Source organism: Sphingomonas benefaciens (assembly GCF_052907485.1).
Genome location: NZ_JBREIC010000007.1, coordinates 40518 through 62069, shown reverse-complemented (window position 1 = coordinate 62069; position 21552 = coordinate 40518). Strand labels below are relative to the sequence as shown.

At 65.1% G+C, this 21552-nt stretch carries 14 protein-coding genes and 1 pseudogene; 8 read left to right on the top strand and 7 right to left on the bottom strand.

Annotated elements, in window-relative coordinates:
• Entirely contained in the window at positions 1-1008 is a 1008-nt protein-coding gene (locus ACU5AX_RS18400) for a DUF6166 domain-containing protein (protein ID WP_446692014.1), read from the top strand.
• Positions 1009-1793: 785 nt separating this feature from the next.
• On the top strand, positions 1794-3119 hold the full coding sequence (locus ACU5AX_RS18395; RefSeq protein WP_446692013.1) for an MFS transporter: 1326 nt from the start codon (positions 1794-1796) through the stop codon (positions 3117-3119).
• A gap of 295 nt (positions 3120-3414) precedes the next feature.
• Here ACU5AX_RS18395 and ACU5AX_RS18390 read toward each other — a convergent pair.
• A pseudogene (locus tag ACU5AX_RS18390) lies at positions 3415-4128 on the bottom strand (ROK family protein); the annotation flags it as partial.
• A 103-nt stretch (positions 4129-4231) separates the two neighbouring features.
• On the opposite strand from ACU5AX_RS18390, the gene ACU5AX_RS18385 reads away from it, so the two are divergent.
• The 5 genes from ACU5AX_RS18385 (at position 4232) to ACU5AX_RS18365 (ending at position 10392) form a co-directional block, all read left to right on the top strand.
• Positions 4232-6952 (top strand): TonB-dependent receptor, encoded by a 2721-nt coding sequence (locus tag ACU5AX_RS18385; protein WP_446692012.1) that lies wholly within the window; start codon positions 4232-4234, stop codon positions 6950-6952.
• Positions 6949-8058, top strand: coding sequence for a hypothetical protein (locus ACU5AX_RS18380; RefSeq protein WP_446692011.1), 1110 nt, complete (start codon positions 6949-6951; stop codon positions 8056-8058). The genes ACU5AX_RS18385 and ACU5AX_RS18380 overlap by 4 nt, the downstream gene beginning before the upstream one ends.
• 139 nt (positions 8059-8197) lie before the next feature.
• Complete coding sequence (locus ACU5AX_RS18375) at positions 8198-9391, top strand: glycerophosphodiester phosphodiesterase family protein (protein WP_446692010.1); 1194 nt, start codon at positions 8198-8200, stop codon at positions 9389-9391.
• A gap of 54 nt (positions 9392-9445) precedes the next feature.
• A complete protein-coding gene (locus ACU5AX_RS18370; protein ID WP_446692009.1) occupies positions 9446-9823 on the top strand; it encodes a hypothetical protein in 378 nt (125 codons plus the stop codon).
• 140 nt (positions 9824-9963) lie between these two features.
• Entirely contained in the window at positions 9964-10392 is a 429-nt protein-coding gene (locus tag ACU5AX_RS18365) for an OsmC family protein (protein ID WP_446692008.1), read from the top strand.
• A gap of 102 nt (positions 10393-10494) precedes the next feature.
• Here ACU5AX_RS18365 and ACU5AX_RS18360 read toward each other — a convergent pair whose 3' ends face one another.
• From ACU5AX_RS18360 to ACU5AX_RS18340, 5 genes are read right to left on the bottom strand one after another with little or no spacing between them, the layout of a single operon-like run.
• Complete coding sequence (locus ACU5AX_RS18360) at positions 10495-11826, bottom strand: sensor histidine kinase (RefSeq protein ID WP_446692105.1); 1332 nt, start codon at positions 11824-11826, stop codon at positions 10495-10497.
• A gap of 2 nt (positions 11827-11828) precedes the next feature.
• Positions 11829-12506, bottom strand: coding sequence for a response regulator transcription factor (locus tag ACU5AX_RS18355; RefSeq protein ID WP_125994304.1), 678 nt, complete (start codon positions 12504-12506; stop codon positions 11829-11831).
• 7 nt (positions 12507-12513) lie between these two features.
• Positions 12514-13890 (bottom strand): efflux transporter outer membrane subunit, encoded by a 1377-nt coding sequence (locus ACU5AX_RS18350; protein ID WP_446692007.1) that lies wholly within the window; start codon positions 13888-13890, stop codon positions 12514-12516.
• The gene (locus ACU5AX_RS18345; protein ID WP_446692006.1) at positions 13887-17009 is read right to left on the bottom strand and encodes an efflux RND transporter permease subunit; all 3123 of its coding nucleotides are present in this window, start codon (positions 17007-17009) and stop codon (positions 13887-13889) included. The genes ACU5AX_RS18350 and ACU5AX_RS18345 overlap by 4 nt, the downstream gene beginning before the upstream one ends.
• On the bottom strand, positions 17009-17986 hold the full coding sequence (locus ACU5AX_RS18340; RefSeq protein ID WP_446692005.1) for an efflux RND transporter periplasmic adaptor subunit: 978 nt from the start codon (positions 17984-17986) through the stop codon (positions 17009-17011). Before ACU5AX_RS18340 ends, ACU5AX_RS18345 begins: the two co-directional genes overlap by 1 nt.
• A 143-nt stretch (positions 17987-18129) precedes the next feature.
• Here ACU5AX_RS18340 and ACU5AX_RS18335 point away from each other — a divergent pair, with 143 nt between their 5' ends.
• Positions 18130-18906 carry a COG4705 family protein gene (locus tag ACU5AX_RS18335; RefSeq protein ID WP_446692004.1) on the top strand — a complete coding sequence of 259 codons (777 nt, stop codon included), beginning with the start codon at positions 18130-18132 and terminating at the stop codon, positions 18904-18906.
• 554 nt (positions 18907-19460) lie between these two features.
• Here ACU5AX_RS18335 and ACU5AX_RS18330 read toward each other — a convergent pair.
• Positions 19461-21539 (bottom strand): TonB-dependent receptor plug domain-containing protein, encoded by a 2079-nt coding sequence (locus ACU5AX_RS18330; protein WP_446692003.1) that lies wholly within the window; start codon positions 21537-21539, stop codon positions 19461-19463.
• Between the last annotated feature and the right edge of the window lie 13 nt (positions 21540-21552).

Here is a 21552-nt window from a genome sequence, read left to right as displayed (position 1 = left end):
TTGACCAAACGCGATCGTCAAAGTGTCATTCAGGCTAACGGAGCTGCTGGTGAAAGCCTCGCCGAAGGCGTCCTCGGCAGCTCTTTTGCTATTGCCCGTTACAACATCGATAGGGACGGTATCGACCTCCTGCTCGAGCCTTTTGCAAAAGATCCGCATGACCTTAGACGGCGCGAGGTATCCGGTCCCAACTTCGCTATCGTTCAATCAAAGTATTTTCAGCCTGGGCGAAGCGTGGCCCTCGAGCTCGGTCAGGCCATAGATGATGACAAGCCGAGACCTCATTATTTTGTAATGCTTCACACCCGTGATCAGGATGAAGAGCCAGTTCGATATTTTCTGTCCTCCCGCGACGTCATGGACCTTCCCGACAGCTCGAATCAAGGCTTCAAAATATTCTCAATAACAAAAGATGACGATAAAAGTCAGTTTAGGATTTCAGTTAGGGAGACAGTTCGCCGGATCGAGGCCGGTATGGCAAAAATCAATGAGCTTCATTACAGTAGGTTCACACAAAAAGCTTGGAATGAGCTTCGGAGGTTTTTCACTTACCGTACGGCTAATAAGCCAAGAGACATTGAGGCGGAGTACCACCTCATAAACGTCAATCTAACAAAACAGAAGAATGTTGTGGGGTTTGCCGAGGCTAAGGCTGTGTTTGCCCGCTCCTCCTCGGATCCCATCGCTCGTGCGATAGACGCGCGCTGGGACCTAATTGACACACCCTCAACATGGGCTTGGGGCTATGCCGGCAGTGGCCCACGCTTGCTGGCTATAAGCGTGCTGGCACACTACTTCGGTCGAAGTCTCACCCAACCTACTTACCTCGAAGCTGAGGCATTGACCTTATCTCTCATCTCAAACCTCGATGAGGGTCAAAATCACATCATCACCGGCAGCGCCATTGAGAAAGCCCTCGCTTCATTGACAATAGATCAGTCTGAAGACCTATCTGCCTCACCTACGCCTTCCGTTGAAGGCGGCGATACCCCAGCTTCCGTTGGATAGCTTTTCCAAAGCCTAACTCTTGGCCTTTAACGCACATCACGTCGTGCTGTCTCTATGGGTTCACACCGCCTGAGCCATAACTGGTGCGTTTAGGGTATACCCTCCGCGTTCGTAATTAGGCCGGTCCGATTTGCGCTCAAAAGGAACGTCTAAATTCCGGCCCGATTAACCCCCTAGTCCGCTTGGAGTCCTAGCCACGGAAGACCATACGGCACCCTATCAAACGGCACCGAAGAGGCTCCAATGAAGGTTGGCGAGCTGCATTTCGTCTCCGCCTTATGAGGGCCCGGCGAGGCGGGGTTAGCGCACTGCGGTCCGCAGCTGGCGACCGCCTCACAAACGATGGTGTTTCCGGAATAGCGATACGTTCTCGAATACCGTGTTTTACCGGAAAACGAGAATTCGGACTGAGGCGATTTTGGCAGTTTGTCGGAAGGCGAGGGCGGCATATCAGGCGAAGTCTCAATCGCATCGGTCACAAAGCGACCTGATCGATTTAAGCGGCTCGTGCAGACCGGTGGTAAGATCGCGGCGGGGGAAAGTCCGGTCGACGCGCTTTGCCGCGAGTTGCGCGAGGATTCGGCGTTTCCGTTGATCGTCCCGTATGGCGTCCAGCGCTAGGATCGATTGGTTTCGAACACGCATCTGCGATTACTCGAGGGCCGTGGATAGCGCTTCTATGAGGCGCGATCTGGGACGATTGGACGTCATGCCAAAGTCATGTCGCCTGTCTATCAAGGAGAATGGCCAATCTTGGAAGGCGATACGGCATAAGGGCGCTGGACATGAAATGTCGTAGCTATCTGGTCGCGCATTTCTGCAAAAGCGTTCTGTGGCATGCCAGCGGTCTGCTCTTCGCCTTCTTTCTGACTGAGACGTGTGCGTTGCCACCGCGGTCGATGGGCACGGTCATCGCCGGATCGCTCTTCGTCAATGCGGCGTCCGACGTCACGATCGGCTGGAGGATCGGTGCCCACATGCAGACGCCGGCGATCGTGATGCGCCGGCAGGGCGCCGCGGCTGGCCCGGTTGGCCTGTTCTTCCTGCTGTTCTGCGCCACGCCATTCCTGCCCGTATCGATCCGGCTGGGCGCAGCGCTCGTCACGCTGGTCGGGTTCCGCATCGCCTTCTCGCGGATGGATGTGCCGCAGAACGCGCTAGTGCCATTGCTGGCGCCGGACCCGGCATCGCGAATGCGTTTGCTAGCCGCGCGCAACGTCTGCGGGGGATCCGCCAGCCTGCTGGTCGCCGCTATCGCCGCGCCGCTGTTGCTGGCGCAAAAGGGCAGCGCGCTACCGCATGCCGCATGGGCGGCGATCGTCGCCTGGGCAGCCGTGGTCAGCGCCCGCCATCTTGCAACAGCGCGCGGCATCGCGGCCCCCGCGACGCCTGAAGCGCCCTATCCCGGCCGGCGCGCCGCCTTGCCCGGCGCGTTTGTCCTCTCCATCGCCTGCGCGGCGACGGCCGGCAGTACGATGTTCCGCGCCATGGAGCCCTATGCCGCCGCCTATGGCGGGGCGGGCATCGGCATCATGATCTGGGCGTCGCTGGGCGCGATCCTGTGCCAGCCCTTTTGGGCGGTCGCCGGCCACCGGCTATCCCCCCATATGCCACCATTGCTGGCTGGCGGATGCGCGCTCGTGGCCGCGTTCGCCATCGCCGGCCCGCTGCGCGCTGGCGGGGTCGGCGTCGCAGTCGCTGGCCTCGGCTTCGGTATCGCAAGTGGCGGATTGTGGCTGATGGTCTGGGACGCGGCGATCCGCGGTAACGATCAGTCGGCCAATCTCCAGCGCATCGTGTCGCTTACCGCCGTGTCGAAGACTACGCAGGGCCTTGCGATGCTGTGGCTGGGTCACGCGCTCCATGGCGCGCCCTATCGCACTGTCCTCGCGACGCCCGGGATGTTGCGATCACTGACGATGGTCGCCGCACTGCTGCTGATCACGCTGGGCGGCCTGCTGCTGGCGCTGGGTGAACGACGCCTCAGTCGAACATCGCGCGATGCAGAACCAATGACGCCGCCCCTAACGGCGCGGACAGTTCAGGATCAAGCGCAGCCACGATCAGCTGGGTCGATGGTGCCCGCACCCCGCGCCGCGACGGCAGGCTGAGCTCTGGCCAGACCATGTCGTCGACGATGCGCTGCGCCAGGGGGCGTGGCAGCCGTCCGCCCAGCACGATCGCTTCGCAATCGAGCGTGTAGCGCAGCATCTGGAACAACCACGCGAACGAGGATTGGTGCGCCGCCAGCCAGGCATCGGCACCCGGCCACGCCGGGTCGAACCGCGTCACGATGTCGGATATGCTGTCGCAGGCGACGCCATGCCGGGCGAGCGTGTCGTGTAGATCCGCCAGATTGGGGGTTGCCCGACCAGCGAAGTGGAACATGCCGGCGATCTCACCCGCATTGCCATGGCGTCCGCGCGTCAGCTGTCCGTCATCGACCAGCCCGGCGCCGAAGCCTGCCGCGACGTTGACGTAGCAGAAGCTTGCATGATCGACGCCCGCTCCCAAAAGCCGCTCGCCAATGGCTGCGGCGCTGGCGATGTTCTCGACCATCGCCGGCATGCCAAGCCGTCTTCCCGCCGCGTCGGCAAGGTCGATCAGCGCCCAATCGTCCAGCTCTGCGCTTGAGTTGATGATCCCCGGGGCGGTGAAAAATCCGGCGATGGCGATGCCGATCCCGACGATCCTGTCGCGCATCGGCTGTTCGGCCGTGAACGCCGCGACCGCATCGAGGATCGCGGCTCGCCTCATGCCGGGGACGCTGAGGTCGCGCCGCGCACGCACCGTACCGGCGAGGTCGAGCAGCACCACGTCGGCGCGATCGGTCATCACCGACAGGCCGAGGCTGAACGCCGCATCGGCGACGATGTACATCGTCGCGCTCGGCTGGCCGCGCCCCTGAGCAACGGTTTCGCCGCTACGCAGCAAGCCCGCCGCTTCGAGTTCCTCGGTCGCCCGGAACACCGCAGTGCCCGACAGTCCCGTATCGCGGATAAGGTCCGATCGCGACATGCTTCCCTTTCGCCGCACCAGGGCGAGCACCCGACGCGCGCGCGGGGTCAATCGATAGTCGTTCGTCTCCACCTTCAGGGCATCTCCGTTTGCCGTCCGCATCAAGACTTAGAAGCACCGTCTTTGAAGTGTCAAATTAATAACATACAGCGCGATATATATTAAGGCGTATAGGGGGATTGAAGTGAAATTTTCGAGTCGAGCGATGCTGCTGGCAGCAGCGATGGGTGTGATCGGGGGCATGGCCATGCCGGGCCGTGCGCTGGCGCAACAGGCTGCGGCGGCACCCGAAAAGGAGAGCACGGACGATCAGGGGGACATCGTCGTCACAGGCTTCCGTGCCTCGCAGCGCTCGGCGACCAAGGCCAAGAAGGATGCGGCCGTCATCCTCGATGCAGTGTCGCAGGACGATGTGGGCCGTCTGCCCGATCTCAACATCGTCGAGGCGAGCCGCCGGATTACCGGCATCTCCGTCGTCGGCGGTGCCGATCCGACCAAAAACCGCGACATCTATCAGCGCGCGACGATCCGCGGCCTCGATCCGCGCTACAATCTGGTCACGATCGACGGCATTCCGCTCGCCTCGCCCGACTGGATCTTTCGTGGCGCGCGCCTCGACATGCTGCCTGCATCGCTGGTCGCGCGGATCGAGGCGATCAAGAGCGTCAGCGCGCAATACGACCCGCACGCGCTCGGTGGTCAGATCAACATCGTCTCCAAAAGCGCATTCGACCAGAACGGCAAGCGATTCTTCGTCGTCAACGCCAATGGCGGCTATAACGATACCGCCGGCAAGCTGGTGCGCGGCGGAGGCGCAGCGATCCGCACCGACGCCACCGCCTCGACGCTGTTCGGCCCAAACGAGCAGTTCGGCGTCGTCGCGTCGGTCGAGTACCAGCGCCTGCCATCGACCGCACGGGCGGAATTGCCGGGTGACACCGCCGGCGCGGGATGGAGCTACTTCACTGCGGCCGGTGTCCGTACCGCCTTTCCCGGCCTGTCGACCGGCGCGATCGCGCCGGTGCGCAACCAGGATTATTTCTTCGAAAACCTGCGCACCCGCCTGTCGGGCAACCTGAAGCTGGAATGGCGCCCGGACGAAGCGACGCAGCTGTCGCTGTTCGGTGGCTATTACCACGATACCGACACCGAAACCCGTTACGAGGCGCTGACGCTCGCGACCGGTGCGCCGACCGCGGTCACGCCGACCAGTGGCCGGTTCGCGCAGGGCGATACCCAGCAGGGGCTGACCTATCAGCCGGTGACGCGCAACACCTGGCTGATCGATGCCAAGGGCCGACACGACTTCGGCGATGGACTGATCCTCGACACGACGCTCGCGCGGTCGAAGGCGACGTACCGCGAAAACCGTCAGATGATAAAATACGACGCCAATCCCCGCGCCGGTGTCGCATCCAACGGCTATTCGGCCGCTTTCGGCTATGCCTATCAGCTCGTCGATGGCCGGCCCCGCCTGACGCTCAACGATCTCGTCACCGCGGCCAGCCCGGATGCCTATCACGCGCTGTATTTCCGCGACATCAACCGCGATCTCGATTCGACGACCGACTTCGTCAAGGTGAACCTCGGCTACAATGCCGGTGCGGACGATCGCGGCCTCGGTGTCAACGTGGGCGCCGCGGTGACGCGGACCGACCTGTCCTACGATCAGCGCTATCTCGAATATGTCCCCGGCAGCGCGGCGAACCAGGCGGCGTTCGGCACGCTGAGCGGCATCCTCTATCCGCAGAGGCCCGCTACCTACGAGACGCCGGGCGCGCCCTATCTGCTGGTGAACCGCGACGCCGCCTGGCAACGGTTCGACGCCGGCCGGTCGCTGTTCATCGCGACCGACCAGCGCGCCAATAATTTCGCCGACGATTTCCACGATCTGGAAACGGTGAAGGCGGGCTATGTCCAGGGCGTGTTCCGCGCCGAGCGCTTCGACGTGCAGGCCGGCGTCCGCTACGACGATACCGGCCTGATCGTCGATACCAACCAGGCGCCGACCGCGAAGGGCGCGACGGCCTATGAACCCGTCCGGCGCAACACAGGCTATCACTTCTGGTTGCCGTCCGCGCTCGCGACCCTCGAACTCGGCGACGGCATGCGACTGCGCGCGGGCGTGTCGAAGACGATCGGCCGGCCCGATTACGGCCAGTATGCCGCCCGCACCACCTTCGGCGTCGGCACCGACGGCACGCTCACCGTCAGCACCGGCAATCCGAACCTCAAGCCGCGCGAGGCATGGAATTACGATCTGTCCTACGAATGGTATCTGGGCGGTGCGGGGCTGATTTCGGTCGCGGGCTTCGCCAAGGACATCCGCAACGAGATCTTCACGTCGACCCAGCAGGGACCGGCCACCGTTTTCCAGGGTACGACCTATCAGACGGTCTTCGTCAGCACGCCGCGCAACGCGGCGCGCGCGCGGGTCAAGGGGCTGGAGCTCAGCTACACGCTCGACAGGATCGCCTTCGTGCCCGGGCTTGGCATCAACGCCAACTTCACGCTGCTCGACGGCTCGTTCAATCAGCCGGTGAGCGCGGCGGGCGTAGCCTCCGGCCTCCCCGCGGTACGGCGCAGCAGCGGGCTGATTCAGCAGCCCGACTATATCGCCAATCTCACCACCTTCTACGTGACCGGCCCGATCGAACTACGCGCCTCCTACAACCGGATCGGTCGTGCGGTGCAGTCGGTCGATGGCGACACCCCGACGCGCGACCTGTATCAGGAACCCCGCCAGCAGCTCGACGTGCAGGCGCGCGCCACGCTGCGGCCCGGCGTCGAACTGGTTGGCCAGGTCCAGAATCTGACCAAGGAAGCGTTCATTGTCCGTCAGGGCATCGACCGCGGCCTCGTCAATTACTTCTTTCCGGTCGGGCGCACCTTCTGGCTCGGCCTGTCGTGGAAGCCGAAGCTGTGAGGGCGACGGGACTGGCCGCGGCGGTGCTCGTGATGCTCGGCGTCGCCTCGCCCGTTGCGGCGCAGAGAACCGGCGACCAGGTGCGCGTGGTGCTTAAATTCGTCAAGCACGGCGCCGGCGCGGGGGTGCGGTTCGATCCCGCGACCTGCGCCACCTGCTCGCCGGTCACGGATGCGAACTGGAATGCCGACAATGATCGCGAGACGGTCGTCGCGCTGTCGATCCCGCGGATGCGCACGCTCGAACTCGGCTTCGACCGGGGTGCCGCCAATGTCCGCCGCGTGATCCTGGAGGGCGGCGACGTCCCGTTCCGGCGGGAGGGCGAGCGACTCGTTGTTGCCCTCCCGCCGGTGGCGACCGAGGCGATCACCGCTGCGGAGGTCGCGACGCACATCGTCGAGCCGGGGATGGTGCTGCGCTTCGAGCATGCCGACCCTGCGCGCCGCGCCGGTGTCTATGCGCAGGGTCCGTTCCCTGCCGTGCCACGCGCCGCTGCCAATGCGCTCGAATTCGCGCAGCGCGAGGTGGTTCGCGAACTGGGCCTGGGTGAATGGGTGGAGCGTGAACACCTCGGCCGTATCCAGATCATGGGCTTCGACACCAACGCGCCGCACGACCACCGCGATGCCCCACCGCACATGCACATGCATCTGCGGTGGCCTGACAACACCGGAACGCAGATCGGCCATTATTACATCGGGGACGATGGCCTGCTGAGCCACAATGTCGTCGGGGTGAAGGGGTTGGGCGCACCGCAGCAGCGGTTCGACCGCGGTCAGTCGTTCACGACGATCGCACCCGACGGACGGGCGATCTACACCCATCGCATCACGCCGGAGGGGTGGCTGGAACTCGGCCGCGCCGGTGCGGCGCCGTGCCTGATCCGGCCGCTGGGCAATGGCGGCTTCGCGGCGGGCGCGAGCGTCGCCTGTCCAGGCGTCGCACCACGACGGATCACGGTGGCGGACGACCTCGCTGCGGGCATGCTGACCGTCGATACCGACGCGGTGCATGAGGTCTTCCGCTACGATCGCGACACTGGCGCTCTGCTGTCACCGTCCTCGGCACCCGTCCCGCCGCCCTCGGTCTTCATCAACGACGGCTGATCCGTTCCAGGCATTGCGCCGGCGCTCGCAATATTTTCACTCCACTTAGCGCCAGACGTGGGTGGACCGCAGGCACATGGCGGTGCCGTGCCGACATGCGGACCCTCCGACACCATCAGACCCATGAAAGGACTTATGCATGATGAGATTGCGAAGTTTCGTCGTCGCGCTGGCGGCGTTCGCGTCCGCCGTGGTGCCGACCGCGGTATCCGCCTCGGAGGTGATCGCCCATCGCGGGGTCTACCACGACACCGACACCAACCAGACGCTCGCGGAGAATTCCTTTTATGCCGTGGTTCGCGCGCATGATCTCGGGATGCGCGGAGTCGAACTCGACCTGCGGCTGAGCAGCGACAATACCGTGCTAGTCACGCACGACATGATCTCCAATCGCGCGACCGTTGCAGACAATGCCAATGGCGGGATGAATGCGGTTGATGTTGCGTTGGGTCTGCAATCGGCGCCATCGGCAATCCATTTCTCGGCGCACAACTACAATTTCTGGACCAACGTCGAGCTCAAAAACTATGGCCGCAACGCACGCCTGATTCACAATTCTACCGTTACCGGAGACGTGTCGCACCTGCAGAATCTCGACTCGCTCATCTACAATCTCAAGTCATTTCGTGCACAGGTTCTGAACGATCCCAACTTCATGATCGTCCTCGACGTTCAGGATCCGACGATCTTCAAGCTGGCGGCTGGGATCATCAAGAAGAACAATCTTGGTCATCTGTTCTATCTGAAATTCTTCGCGAGCAAGGCGTTGTACAACACGACGCAGTTTTCATACAACGGCGCCGACACATGCTACGTCTATGCGAAAGCCAATAATCTCACCGGCCTCAACATCATCCCGCAGATCAACGATGGCGAACTCGACATCGACGAGGACGATGACGCCGGCATCAATGCCTTTCAGACGCGGCTGACGCCCGACCAGTATCTGCAATGCTGGGCGGATGCGCAGGCGCAGCATGCCGATGCGGCGAAAATGCCGATCGTCAGCGCCAGCGTGCCGGCCGACAAGCCCGGCGCGAGGGCCGCGGCCGGTGATGCGATCAGCTGGGCGCACGCCCATGGTCGAAAGACGATGACCATCGTTCCCAACCCCGATGCCGGACGGCTGGTCAACGGCGTGTGCAAACTCTACTCGTTCCAGTCGACCAATGTCGCGGCGGCGCCGTTCAACATGGCAGCTAGGCAGGCGAAGGCCGATTTTGCCGCGAACTCGCTGACCAGACCGGACTATATCGTCTGGGACGTGATGGGCGACTATCTACACCGCAAGTATCACACCGACTTCAACACCTACACCGCCAACCTCTGCTGAACCCGGGGCCGGACGCGGGGGCCCCGCGTCCGGCCCGAAAGGACGATCCGTGCCATGGACATCGCTGTCGATCGACGTCGCTTCCTGATCGCAGGCGCAGCCACCGCCACCGCCGTGGCGGTCGGAAGCGCCTGGCTCTGGTGGGATTCCACGGATGCGACGCGACCGCCTGCGGACGATGCGGTCAAGGTCGTTCCCGGGGCGGATCGCTCACCCATCGTGGCACCATCACCCACAGCACCACAATCAGCGCCATCCGATGCCTCGGACGCGCCCGATCGCGACACCGAAGCACGATTGAGCCGGTTGATGGAAGACGATGCCGCAAAGAGCCAGCTACGCATGCGCGAACGGCAAGAGCGACTTTCCGAGGTGCCAGCACCCACGCCAGCACCGCCGGAAGATGCAGCGCCAGGTACATGGGCACCGTGATGCGCATACACCTGTCGCTCCCACCTTACTGGAAAGCGATCCTTATGAGAACGCGCCGGCCCTCTCGACCAATGTTCCCAGCCGAAAGCCCTGCTATTGCTCCGGCAAGGGCGATTACGTTCGACAAGGGGTGAAGCGAGTTGGCTAAGGAACACGAATATACCTGCCGCATCGGCTGGACCGGCAATCGTGGGGACGGCACCCGAACCTATCGTGGCTACGATCGCACCTGGGACGTGGTGACGCCCGGTAAGCCAACCATCCATTGTTCAAACGATCCCCTTCTGGGTGGCGATCCGACCCTGCCAAATCCGGAAGACCTTCTTCTGGCCTCGTTGTCGAGCTGTCATATGCTCTGGTATCTACACCTCGCCAGCACCGCCAAGATCGTGGTCCATCGCTACACCGATGATCCGCTTGGCGTAGGTGAGGTCCACGCTGATGGGTTAGGTACTGACATTCGACAAGCAGAGGCGATCCACCATGAGGTTCACCGTTACTGCTTCATTGCCCGCTCGGTGAACTCTCCGGTCACATACGCACCGACGTTCGAGATCGCGGTGGGCTGACGCTGCCTTTCCCGAAATTCGATGATAAAATGGGAAAGTCCGGTCGTTCCCAAAACTCGGTTCTGAAGGGGTTTCGAGAAACCTTGAGAGTCGGGATCATCCTTATCGATCGCTCGCGAGCCGAATGATGACGCCGAACCCGCCTCCGCTTTCCGACAGAAACGCATTGCCGCCATGCCCGACAGCGATCGCACGGACCAGCGCGAGGCCAAGCCCGTGCCCATCGGTGGTGCGCGACGTTTCCGCGCGGGCGAAGCGCTGGAACAGGCGCTCCGCGTCGGCGTGAGAAACGCCTGGTCCGTCGTCCTTCAGCGTCACCTCGATCGCATCTCGCGTCGTTCGGGCGGACAGCGTTGCCGTTGTGCCGGCCGGGGTATGGCGCAGCGTGTTCTCCAGCAGATTCGATAGCGCCTGCGCGAGCAGGCGACGGTCGCCTTCGATGCGAAGACCGGGAGCGACATCGGTCGCGAGGTGATGACCGGTGGCTTCGAAGTCGGGGCGGTACGTCTCCGCCATATCGTCAAGCAGCGCCGACAGGTCGATCGCGGCGAACGCGCGGCGTTCCGCCAGTCCTTCCACCTCGGCGATACGGAGCAATGCGGCGAAGATCTCCAACAGGTCGTCGGCTTGCCGGCGGGCGGCATCGATCGCCTCCGCATCGCCGGCCGCTGCGCGATCGAGCTGATTGCACAGGCGGGTGAGCGGCGTGCGCAGGTCGTGCGCAACGTCGGTCGAGACCTGCCGTAGATTGTCCATCAGCGCCGCCATGCGGTCGAGCATCCGGTTGAGCGTCGCGGCAAGGCGATCGAACTCGCTGTCGGACCTGTCGCGCGGCACTCGCTGCGTCAGGTCGCCAGCGATGATTGCCTGCGCCGTGGCATCGATCCGTGACAGGCGGCGTCGCGTCAGCCATCCGACCAGTACCGCCGCGCCAATCCCCAGCGCCAGCACCGCGCCCAGCGCTCCGGCAAACAGCGCCGCCAGCGTGCTGTCGATCGCGTTCAGGTCGCGACGATCGGCGACGACGACGAGAAGCCCACCGGCCAAGGGCGTGGCGAGGGCCTGGCCGACGCCGGTGGTATCGCCGCGGCGAAAGCCGAAATGCTCCTGGTAGCCGGGTTCGGGCGGCGCGAGCGGGGCGATGGTGGCGGCGACCGTACGCCCGTTGCGGTCGACCAGCAGATAGTCGAGACTGGCTTCGTTCCGCGCATCCTCGCGCAGGCGGATGGCTTCGGCCACCCCCGCCATTCCCGCTTCGCTCGCCTCCGCAGCGAGCGCGCGCGTTTCCACTGCGACGCGGTGGTCGAGCTGTTCCTCCAGCGCCTCGTGCGTCACCTCATAGGCGACCGCGCCGATCGCGAGCGTCGCCGCGGCGAAGGCCAGCGCGACCAGCACGACGATGCCGAAGGTGGATCGCCACAGGCGGCGGATCATCGTCACGCGTCCCGGATCATGTAGCCCGCCCCGCGCACCGTCTCGATCGCGTCCACGTCGAACCCGGCGTTGAGCTTGGAGCGCAGCCGGCTCAGATGCGTCTCGACGATGTTGGTCCTGGGATCGAAGTCGAAGTCCCAGACGCGTTCGAGCAGCATGGTCCGCGTCATCACCCGGCGGGGGTTGCGCATCAGCTCGGCCAGCAGCGCGAACTCGCGCGGTTGCAGGGTCACACGCCGTCCGGCCCGTTCCACCGTGCGACGATGCAGGTCGAGCACGATGTCGCCGACCCGGAGCAGGTGCGCGTCGCCGCCGCGCGGTGCCGGCCGGCGCGCCAGCGCATTGAGGCGTGCGGCCAGCTCGGAAAAGGCGAACGGCTTGACGAGATAATCGTCGGCGCCGCCCTCTAGTCCCTCCACGCGATCCGCGATCCCGCCCACCGCGGTCAGCATCAGGACCGGCGTCGCGTCGCCGGCCGCCCTCAGCGCCCTGACCAAGGCGAGGCCGTCGAGGCCTGGCAGCATCCGGTCGACCACGATCGCGTCGAACCCGCCCCCGGTCGCCTGGAACAGGCCATCCCGGCCATCGGCGCTGACCGCAACCTGGTGCCCGGCCTGGCCCAGCCCCTGCGCCACGAAGGCGCGGGTGTCGGCATCATCCTCGACGATCAATATCCGCATCGCCCGGTTATCGCTTGCCGGCGTCGGTTCGCCAACCGCCGCCCAGCGCACGGAACAGCGCCACCTCATTCTGCGACACCGCCAGATCGGACTGGACCTGTTGCAGCGTCGCCGACGCGGTGGCGCGCTGCGCATCGACCTGAAGCAGGCCGGGCGCGTCGCCGAGGCGGACCCGCGCACCGGCCCGCCGCGCGTATGCCTGCGCCTCACGCGAGGCGGTCGCCAGATCGAGGTTGCGGCGCGTCTCAGCATCATAGGCCGCCAGCGCCGTCTCTACCTCGCGCAGAGCACGGAGCACGGCCACGTCCCATCCGGCGAGCGCCGCGCGCTCGGTCGCGCGGGCTTGCTCCAGGCGAGCGCGGGCGGGCGCCTGATTGGGGAACGCCCAGCTGACGAGCGGCGATGCGACGGCCTTAATCCCGCCCGACAGCAATCCGATCGCTCCCCCCAGATTGACGCGCGGGTAGAGGTCCGCCCGCGCCACCCCGATTCGCGCCGCAGCTGCGGCAAGGCGTCGCTCCGCCCCGCGGACGTCAGGGCGCCGGAGCAACAGCGCGGTACCGTCGCCGATCGGTGCGGCAGTCTTAAGGCGCGGCGCGGCGGTGCAGGTGAAGGCATAAGCACGCGCTTCCGCTGGGGGGCGTCCCTGCAGCGTCGCGAGCCGATACAGCGCGTTCGCCCGCTGCGCCTCGAACGGCGCGATGGCCGCGCGAGTGGCAGCGGCAATGGTCGCGACCTGTGATACTTCCAGCGGCGACACTTCGCCCGCCCGAAACTGTTCGCGCACGAGCGCGACCGACCGGTCCTGTGCCGCCGCGACTTCGCGCGCGGTCGCGATGGCGCGGGTCGATCCGCACAGGTCGACATAGGCCAGCACCGTGTCGGCCACCACGGCAACGCGCAAGCCGTCGACGACGGCGGCCTGCGCTTCGGCATCCGCGCCCGCCGCGGTCGCGGCCGATCGCAGCCGGCCGAACAGATCGAGATCCCAGCTCGCCGTCGCGGCAATATCATAGTCCGTCGTCGGCACGTTGCCCGACGCGCTCGGTTGCGAGGCGGGGTTGTCGACCCCCAGCGCGCTTTCGATCGTCGTCTGGGGCAGCCGCACCGCCCGTGCCTGCCGCAAAGCGGCGCGCGCACCGTCCAAATTGGCGTAGGCCACGCGCAGATCGGCATTGGCGGCCAGCGCCGATCGCACCAGTCCGTCGAGGACGGGATCGTCGTAGAGCTGCCACCAGTCATCCGGCACCGGCGCGATCGACGCGACGGGAAGCCGGGCGAATTCGCCCGTCGCGCTAGGCGGGGCGATCGTCGGCGGAGGTGCGGGCACGCTCATGCACGCGGAGGCGAGCAGCGCAACGGCGGGAAGAAGGCGACGGATCATGCCAGCGCCTCCTTGCCTGCGGTGGCAGGCGGCACGGTGCGGTCCTCGCCATAGCGGGCATAGAGCGCGGGCAGCAGCAGCAGGTTGAGCGCGGTCGACGAGATAAGGCCGCCGAGGATCACGATCGCCATCGGATGCTCGATCTCGTGCCCTGGCGCGTTGCCCGCGACGATCAGCGGCACCAGTGCCAGTCCCGCGCAGGCGGCGGTCATCAGGATCGGCACCAGTCGCTCTTCCGCGCCACGCAGCACCAGCTCGCGCCCGAACGTCATGCCCTCGTGCCGTTCGAGATGCCGGTAGTGCGACAAGAGCATGATGCCGTTGCGCGCGGCGATGCCGATGACGGTGACGAAGCCGACCAGCGAGCCAAGCGACAGCACCCCGCCGGTGACGGCGACGGCGACCACCCCGCCTACCAGCGCGAACGGCAGGCTGACACCGACCAGCGCGGTGATCCGGCGCGAGCGGAACTCCATCCACACCAGCAGCAGGATGCCGACGAGGCACAGCGCACCGATGCTCCAGAGGCGGCTGCGCGACTCCTTCAATGCGGCATACTCGCCCAGTACCTGCGGATGGTAGCCGGTCGCGAAGGGCACCTTCGCAACCGCGGCATCAACCGCCTGCGCGACCGTGCCCAAGTCCGCGCCAGCGACGTTCAGCGTCACGTCGAGCCGGCGCTGGCCGTTCTCGCGCTTCACTTCGTTAGGTGCGGGCGCGATCTCGATATCGGCGATGTCGCCGAGCCGCACCGGCGCCCCGGCGGCCGCATTGCCGGGAGCGGGCACCTGGATCATCAGGTCGCGCAAGGCGTGGACGCTGTTACGCACGGCGGGCTCGCCCCAGATTGCCACGTCGAAGGCACGCTGGTCGCGGTAGATTTCACCGACCTTGGCCTGCGCGACGAGCACCTGCGCCTGCCGGCGGACCTCGCCCGCGGTCAGGCCGAACCGCGCCAGTTCGCCCGCGCGCGGCCGGATGCGGATTTGCGGCACCAGCACTTGGGATTCCAGCTTCAGGTCGGACACGCCCGGGATGCCGCCGATCGCCTCGCGGACACGGGCACCGGCCGCGCGCAGCTCCGCCTGATCCGGGCCGTAGATGCGCACGACGATCGTCGCGCCCGCGCCGGTCAGCACCTCCTTGATCCGCTCGCGCAAATAGGTGAGCACGTCGCGATAGAGGCCGGGATAGCCCTCGACCACCTCCTTGATGCGCTTCACCGACGCATCGTAATCGGCATTCTCGTCCAGGCTGATCCAGAGTTCGGTGAAGTTGGGGCCGACCACCTCGTCGGCCTGTTCGGCGCGACCGATATGCGCGCCGAAGTTGCGGACGCCGGGGATGCTGCGCAGCTCCTTCGACGCGCGGATCGTGATCCGGTCCATCGCCTCGATCGACGTCCCCGGCTTCTCGACGAAGTGCATCAGGAAATCGGTTTCGCGGAAGTCGGGCAGGAACTGGTCCTTGAAGGTCGCATAGCCGACACCCGCCAGCAGCAGCCCACCCGCGACGATCCCTACTGCCAGCGCTGGCCGTCCGACAACGCGCGGCAGAAAGCCGACATAGCGGCGCTTCAGTGCGGCCACGATGCGGGTGTCGCGCTCCTCGGTCAGCGGCGCATTCGGCAGGAGTAGCAGACACATGGCGGGCGTGACGGTCAGCGCGACCAGCAGCGACATGCCGATCGCCAGCACATAGGCAATGGCGAGTGGCTGGAAGAAGGTGCCGGCAACTCCGCCCAGGAAGAAGATGGGCACGAACACCAGCATCACGATCAGCGAGGCGAAGACGACCGCCGAGCGCACCTCCAGCGAGGCAGCCAGCACCACCGCGAAGGCCGGCTTGGGATCGGCCGCCTCGCGGTTCAGACGCAGCCGCCGTGCGATATTCTCCACGTCGATGATCGCATCGTCGACCACCTCGCCCAGCGCGATGACGAGCCCGGCAATAATCATCACGTTGATCGTCGCGCCCGACCACAGCAGCATCAGCCCCGCGCCGAGCAGCGACAGCGGGATCGCGACGAGGCTGATTGTTGCCTGCCGCCAGTCGCGGGTGAACAGGAACAGCACCGCCGCCACCAGCGCGCAGCCGATCATCAGCGCGCGGGTGAGATTGTCGATCGAACGCTCGATGAATGTCGCCGGGCGGAAGATGGTCGTGTCGACCTTGACGTTCTTGAGACCCGGCTTCAGCTCGGCGAACGCGGCCTCGACCGCGCGGGTCAGCTCCAGCGTATTGGCGGTCGGCTGCTTCTCGACGATCAGCATGATGCCTGGGCCGTCGTCGATGATGGCGTTGCCGATCGGCGCATTGAAGCCATCGACCACGCGGGCGACGTTGCCGATCCTGACCGGCGCTTCGCCTCCCTGCCTGACGACTGCCTGTGCCAGCTCGGCCGCGGTCTGGACGGTGCCCGTCTGCTGGACGGCGAGGCGCTGGTTGGGCGTGTCGACGAAGCCGCCACCCCCAACCAGCACCGCGTCCCCCGCTGCCGCGCGTACCTCCGCCAGCGTCACCCCGGCCGCGCGCAGCCGGTCGGGATCGACGAGCACCTGCAACTGCCGATCGCGCTGGCCCCAGACCGCGACGTTCGCGACGCCGGGAACGGCCATCAGCCGCGGGCGGATCGTCCAGCGCACCAGCTCGGACAATTGCATCTGGTCGAGCTTCGTCGACGATAGCCCGACCTTCATCGCGCGGCTCGTGGAGGACAAGGGCGGCATCAGGACCGGCTGCCGCGCCGCGAGCGGCAGCCGCGGCTGCACCTGCGCGATACGCTCGCCGACCATCTGCCGTGCGCGGATCACGTCGGACCCGCGCTCGAACAGGATCTGCACCGACGACAGGCCCAGCACCGACTTGGATCGCAGCGTCATCAGCCCGGGCACGCCGTTGACCGCAGTCTCGATCGGCACCGTGACCAGGCTCTCGACTTCCTCGGTCGACAGGCCCGGTGCCTCGGTCTGGATTTCCACCATCGGCGGTGCGAACTCGGGAAATACGTCGAGCGGCACGTCGCGCCCTGCGCGAACGCCGAGGATCACCAACAGCGCGGCGAGCGCGAGGACGAGGATGCGCTGCGCCAGCGCGAAATGGACGAGCCGGCCGAGCATCAGTGCGCCGCCCCGAACTCGGTGCCGAACAGCTCCGCCGCGCCATTGGTCACGACCTGCGCCCCAGTGGACAGTCCGCGCGCCAACAGCGCCCGTCCGCCGCTCTCCGATGCCACCTCCACACGCTGGCGGACGAAGGTGTCGGGCGCGGTCTTCTGATAGATCCACTCGCCGCCATGAATATCACGAAGGATCGCAGCAGACGGTACCGACAATCCCTCGGTCTGCCCGGCGAACGGCAGGTCCACCGCGACCCGCTGGCCGACGCGGAAGGCGCGGTCGCGATTGTCGACGGCGTAATAAAGGTCGACCGTGCCCGAGACGGTGTTGGCCGAAGGCGGCGCCTGAACCGGGTGGGCAGCGCGGGGAACGCCACCATCGCCGAGGGTGCGGACCGTCGCGCTGTCAGCACGGCGCATATCGCCCATGTCGCTGCCGAACACCGATGCGCGAACCCATAGGACGGGCTGCGAGCCGAGCGAAGCGACCGCCGGCCCGAGCAGCCGACGTTGCTGCCGGGCAGCGCCGAGCGCCGCCTGCGCCGCCGCCAGCGCAGCCGCAGCTTCATCGCGGGCACGCACACTGCCGGCTTCCTCGCGCACCAGGCTTTCCGCCCGGTCGAGCGCGATCCTCGCCAGCCTCGCCTGTGCCGTAGCGCGCGCCAGTTCGGCGTCGGCCGCCGCCTGCTGGCTGCCGATCTGCTGGAGGTTGGTTGTCGAATTGACCGGCACGCCATTGGCGCTGATCGGCGGCACGACGATCTCGCCGGCGACCTCGCGCGTGGCGGAGGCCGTTCCTCCGCCCACCCGCACCAGCGCGATGCCGAGACGCTGCTGAGCCTGGGATGTGAGGGTGAGTTTCAACAGTTCGCTCTCATGCGCGATCGTCTCCGCATGAGCGGGCGGCTCAGGCGGCTTCGTAGCCTTTTCGCCGCAGCCGGCGATCAGGATCGGGATCAGAAGAAGGGTCTGGCGCATCATAGCGGCCTAGCCGCCGGAGAGTGGGTGTCGCTGGAGCCGACTATACAATGTCCCAATGTTTGCCGTCATGCGTGAGTTTCGATGTGAATTGGTTCCTGGGACCTTATGCTCGCTCGAGTGGAGCCACGCGTATGGAGAGGATGAACGTGACGAAGGATCATCCCGTGCGGAAGGTCGCCGAAATCACCCTGGGCTTCTGGTTGGCCAAGGTGGTCGCCACCACGTTGGGTGAGGTCGCGGGCGACGCCATCGCGCAGACATTGAACTTGGGCTATGTTGCCGGTCTCGCCATCACGCTGGGCCTGCTTGTTGCCTTTCTCATCGCCCAGGTTCGCGCCGATCACTATCGTCCTCTCCTCTTCTGGGCGACGATCGTCGGCACGACGACAGCGGGGACGGAAATAGCCGACCTGTCGACGCACACCCTTGGGCTTGGCTATAACGCAACATCGGCCATCCTTTTCAGCGGCATGTTGCTGACCCTGGGCGTTTGGTATCTGAGGCGCGGCACCTGTGATGTGAGTGCGGTTGTCGACCGTGAGAGCGAGCTGTTCTTTTGGTTAGCCGTTCTGTTCTCGAATAGCCTTGGTACGGCGTTCGGAGATGGGCTCGTCTATGTATTCGGCCTCACGTACACTACTGGATCACTGGTTTGCATGGCAGTTATTGCTGCGGTGCTGCTCCTGCACTATGTCGCTCGGGTCAATGCGGCGGTCATTTTCTGGGCGGCATTCGTCTTTACCCGGCCATTTGGCGCTGATTTCGGCAACCTGCTGACGAAGGATGCGATCAAGGGCGGGCTCGGCCTCAACACTTTTGCAACGTCTCTGGTCTGCGTCGTGCTGCTCGCTGGCATCGTCGTGTTCTTCGAACGTCGACGACGCCGTGTGGACGCACGTCGAGGTGCCGTGGCCTGAATCGCTGAGCACACAGTTCCGAGTTAGTCTTCGAGCCGGTCCACCTTCCCGATTGGGAAGGGCAAGAGATTGGCGAGCGTCGACCGGTGAGCTTCCTTTCGTCTCAGGTACGGCGCTTTCCCAAAATCCGTTCCCAAAACCATTTTCCCGAAATTGCCCTACGGACATGGAGTTTTGGGAAAGGCAGGATGGCCACGATAGGTCTTCGCCGAGAGGTCCAGCTGACGATCCCCCCCCTGCCCGCCCCTCCCGCAGACTGCTTCCTTGGCTGACCCGATCCTGGTGCCTTTTGGGTATGCTCACAGGGCACCGAAAAACGCTGGTCCTTTTTCCGTGTGAGATAAGCTTCAGGAAACAGCGCGTAATTTCGGGCAAAGTCCTTTTAACATCTAGATATATCAAGGACCAACGAGCACCTACCCCAACAAGACCGCGCCTCTGAGGCGACCGTTACAGCGGCACTCCAGCCAGTGTGATCGCTCGGCCTCCGCTACCGTCGCTCTCGCAAACAATCGTCCGACCCCGGGCTGACAAACGTCGACCGGAATCTCCGCTCAATATCGTGCGCGCATGACCGCAAAGAAGCTGCGCCCAGCCTCCGGAAATCCGTCCGTCAGCGTGTAATCCTCGTCGAATAGATTGCGTGCGCCGACGCCAATCGACAGTCGCGCCGTGAGGGCGAAGTCCGCCCGGATGTCGGCACGGACATAGCTGCCGGTGCGGTAATAGATCGGGGGCGATGCCGTGGTGACGGTGGTGCGTTCGGAGGCGAACTCGACGCTGGGGGTCAGCTCCAGGCGCGAGAACGGACGCCAACTCGCATAGACGAACCCCTTGTCGGACGGCACGTCGGTCAGCTCGAATGCGGGGATGACGACGCCGGTCTGGGGGCTGATCGCGAAGTCGCGCTTGATATGCGTATAATTCGCGCCGACGTCGAGCGTCGGCCCCACCCGCGCAACGATCCCGATCTCGCCGCCATAATAGTCGGCCGAGCCGAGGTTCCGGCGCTGGGACGTGTTGGCCGGGAAGCCCGCCGGACGCACCGCCACGATCGCATTGTTGATGTCGCTGTAGAACAGCGCCGCGGTGACGGTCAGCGCGCCGATGGCGTGGCTGCCTCCCAGCTCGTAATTGGTTGCACGCTCGGCATTGAGGCCTGGGTTCGACGCGGCGGTGCCGAACTGCGTCGAGAAACGCTCGAACAGCGTCGGGAAGCGGGCACGCGACGAAACGCTGGCATAGAGCCGGCTGCTCTCGACCGGCTTCCACTCGATGCGCCCTTGCGCGTTCCAAGCATCGGCGTTGCGCAGCGGGTAGCTGAAGATGCGCGCCGCGCCGCCAGTGGGCGGGGTGCCGTATTCCTCCGCACGCGACAGGTCGCGCCAATCATAGCTCGCACCAAGCGTCAGCGCGACAGTCGGAGTCAGGTCGCGGGTATATTCGCCGGCGATGCTGTAGGTGTCCTCGACGCTGCGCTGGTGGGGTTCGGTGAAACCGCTTGGAAAGCTCTGCTGAAATTCGTCATGCTGGTCGCGTCGGTAATGGACGGCGAGCGACAGCCGGTCCGTATCGGTCGGTCGCAGCGCCAGTTCGGCCGAACCGCCCCAGGATTCATCCTCGTAATAGCTGTTGAAAGCACGGGCGCGCGTCTGCGTGGTCTGCGTCCGATCGTCGAAGGCGCTGAGCAGGTTGTCGAAGGTGTTGCGATAGACGCGCGTGCGCAGTGTCGCACGGTCCCCCAGCGCGGTCGTGGAAAGGAAGTAGATGCTTTCGATGTTCCAATAGGGCCAGCTCCAGTTGCGCTGGGTGCTGATCGGGTCGGTGATGTGGAGAGGCGCGTTCTTCTCGCCCTCCTGCCGGGTGTAGCTCAGCGAGTATTCGTCGGTCGCGTTGGGGGTGAAGCCGAGCTTGGCGTTCACCCGCCAATCGCGCGTCGCGGAAAAGTCGCGCGCACCCCCGTTCTCGTTCGCGGTCGGCATGAAGCTGCCTGGCAAATCCCAATGATCGGTGTCGTTGATCGCGTAGCTCGCCTGCGCATACCAGCGATCCTGCTTGGTGCCGATCAGGCCGAAGGCATTGTAGCCGGCATAGTCCACCCCGCGATCGAGATTGAGCTGGGCTCGCCCTTCGATCTCCAGCTGCTTGGTCGGCTTGCGGGTGACGAGGTTGACCGCACCGCCCATCGCGCCGGGGCCGTCCAGCACCGACGCATAGCCCTTGGCGACCTGGAGCTGCGCCACGTCAGGCGTCAGAAAGCGGCCGTAGTCGAGGCGGTTATCGGCAGGCAGATAGACGCGGATACCGTCGATCGACACCGGCACCTGGAACCGGTCGAAGCCGCGCACGAACAGCAGCCGCTCGTTCCGTGACCCGCCGCTGTTGCCGGCAGTGACGCCGGGGATCAGGCTCGCCGCCTCGTCGAGCGACTGACGATCGAACTTGTAGATCGCCTCCTGGCCAGCGGACTCGCTGCCGATCTCGACGCCCTGCGGACGCGCGCCTGTGACGATGATCTCGCCAAGGCGGAAGCTGTTGTCCTGATCGTCTCGCGACGTTTGGGATGTGTCCTGCGCCAATGCCGGTATGGCAGATGAAGCGAGCAACATGGCTGCGGTCAGCGCAAGGCGCATCTATAGTCCCCCT

What these genes read in the sequence shown, in the direction of transcription:
- ACU5AX_RS18395 (WP_446692013.1), top strand. Translation starts at nt 1,794, where the DNA reads ATGAAATGTCGTAGCTATCTGGTCGCGCATTTCTGCAAAAGCGTTCTG.
- ACU5AX_RS18385 (WP_446692012.1), top strand. Translation starts at nt 4,232, where the DNA reads ATGCTGCTGGCAGCAGCGATGGGTGTGATCGGGGGCATGGCCATGCCG.
- ACU5AX_RS18375 (WP_446692010.1), top strand. Translation starts at nt 8,198, where the DNA reads ATGATGAGATTGCGAAGTTTCGTCGTCGCGCTGGCGGCGTTCGCGTCC.
- ACU5AX_RS18370 (WP_446692009.1), top strand. Translation starts at nt 9,446, where the DNA reads ATGGACATCGCTGTCGATCGACGTCGCTTCCTGATCGCAGGCGCAGCC.
- ACU5AX_RS18360 (WP_446692105.1), bottom strand. Translation starts at nt 11,826, where the DNA reads ATGATCCGCCGCCTGTGGCGATCCACCTTCGGCATCGTCGTGCTGGTC.
- ACU5AX_RS18355 (WP_125994304.1), bottom strand. Translation starts at nt 12,506, where the DNA reads ATGCGGATATTGATCGTCGAGGATGATGCCGACACCCGCGCCTTCGTG.
- ACU5AX_RS18350 (WP_446692007.1), bottom strand. Translation starts at nt 13,890, where the DNA reads ATGATCCGTCGCCTTCTTCCCGCCGTTGCGCTGCTCGCCTCCGCGTGC.
- ACU5AX_RS18345 (WP_446692006.1), bottom strand. Translation starts at nt 17,009, where the DNA reads ATGCTCGGCCGGCTCGTCCATTTCGCGCTGGCGCAGCGCATCCTCGTC.
- ACU5AX_RS18340 (WP_446692005.1), bottom strand. Translation starts at nt 17,986, where the DNA reads ATGCGCCAGACCCTTCTTCTGATCCCGATCCTGATCGCCGGCTGCGGC.
- ACU5AX_RS18335 (WP_446692004.1), top strand. Translation starts at nt 18,130, where the DNA reads ATGAACGTGACGAAGGATCATCCCGTGCGGAAGGTCGCCGAAATCACC.
- ACU5AX_RS18330 (WP_446692003.1), bottom strand. Translation starts at nt 21,539, where the DNA reads ATGCGCCTTGCGCTGACCGCAGCCATGTTGCTCGCTTCATCTGCCATA.